Annotated in this window: 1 protein-coding gene; it reads right to left on the bottom strand. The window is 73.0% G+C overall.

The window, feature by feature from the left end; translation table 11 throughout:
• Positions 1-1,687, bottom strand: a 1,687-nt coding sequence (locus HA073_RS30145; RefSeq protein WP_309228076.1) for an acyltransferase domain-containing protein, incomplete at its 3' end; no start/stop codon positions are given.
• Positions 1,688-1,711: the final 24 nt, after the last annotated feature.

Consider the following 1,711-nt stretch of genomic DNA (forward strand, 5'->3'; position numbering starts at 1 on the left):
CCGCACCCGCCGGACAACCCGCACGCACCAACCGCCGCACAAACACACCCGACGACCGCAACGCCACCTGATCCTCAACCCCCGACAACAACACCCCACACAACCAACCCCACACACCACCACCCAACACACCCGGCAAATCCACCAAACCACCCCACCGCAACGGCACCTCCAAACCCACCACCCGACCCAAACCCCACACCGCAGAACCCGCGACATCCGCCAGCTCGTCCGAGTCGCCGACCGACACCGCCCCGCGCGTCAGCCACCACAACCGGCCCGACCCACCGACGTCGGTCAGCGCCTGCACCACGGCCAGCGCCGTCGACACCTCGGCGGCGGCCGGAACCGGGGACGCCTCCCGCGGCTCGGCCAGCGACAGCAGGGACACCACGTGCGCGTCCCGGGCGTCGGAGCTCATCGCCTCCAGCAGCAGCCGCGCCACCCGGTCGCGGTCGGCGCCGGCCGGGATCAGCACCGGGACCGCCCGGTCGGCCCGGGCAGCCAGCGCCGCGGCCACCGGGTGGTCCTCCTGCCCGGGCGCCATCAGCAGCAGCCAGGTTCCCGCCAACGTCGCGGAGTCCGGCACGGCGGCCGTACGCCACGTCGCCCGGTACCGCCAGGAGTCGACGACCGCCCGCTGCTGCGTCGCCCGCCGCCACCGGGCGAGCTTGGGCAGCAGCGCCGTGGACGGCTCGTCCGCGCCCACGGCGAGATCCTCGCCCAGCACGCCGAGGTCCCCGGACTCGACCGCCGCCCAGAACTGCTCGTCGGACGGGGCGTCGGCCCGCTCCGGAGCCGAGCCGGGCTGGGGGTCCTCCAGCCAGTAGCGCTGCCTGTCGAAGGCGTAGGTGGGCAGTTCCACCGCGCGCGGCCGGGTGCCGGTCTGGCCGAGGTACGCCGCCCAGTCGACGGCCACGCCGGCGGCCCAGAGCTGCCCGGCGGTGCTGGTGAGGGTGGTGACGTCGGGCTGGCTGCGGCGCAGCGTGGCGACGTACCGCACGTCGTCGGCGGTGTCCGCCTCGGCGGCCATGGCGGTGAGGACCGCGTCCGGGCCGATCTCCAGGAAGGTGTCCACCCCCTGTGCCCGCAACGCCGCCACCCCGTCGGCGAAGCGCACCGGCTGCCGCACGTGCCGCACCCAGTAGCCGGGCTCGGTGATCTCTGCGGCGTCCGCGACCGCGCCGGTCACGTTCGACACGATCGGGATCCGCGGCGGTTGCCAGTCGAGCCCCGCCACCACCGACGCGAACTCGTCCAGCATCGGATCCATCAACCGCGAGTGGAACGCGTGACTGACCGCCAGTTCCTTGACCCGCCAACCCCGCTCACAGCAGGCCGCCACCACCGAAGCGACCTCACCGGCGGCACCCGACACCACCACCGACGCCGGACCGTTCACCGCCGCCACGTCCACCGCCGCACCGGTCACACCGAGCAGCTCGGCGACAGCCTCCTCCGACGCACCCACCGCTGCCATCACCCCACCCGACGGCAACGCCTGCATCAACCGACCCCGCGCCGCCACCAACGTGCACGCGTCCCTCAGGGACAACATCCCCGACACGTACGCGGCCGTCACCTCACCGATCGAATGACCCGCCAGGAAATCAGCCCGCACACCCCACGACGACAACAACTCCCACAACGCCACCTCGACAGCGAACAACCCCGCCTGCGCGAACACGGTCCGATCCACCAGAGCCGCAGT

It is taken from the genome of Micromonospora sp. CMU55-4, from assembly GCF_011602315.1.
GTDB classification, from domain to species: Bacteria; Actinomycetota; Actinomycetes; order Mycobacteriales; family Micromonosporaceae; genus Micromonospora; species Micromonospora chalcea.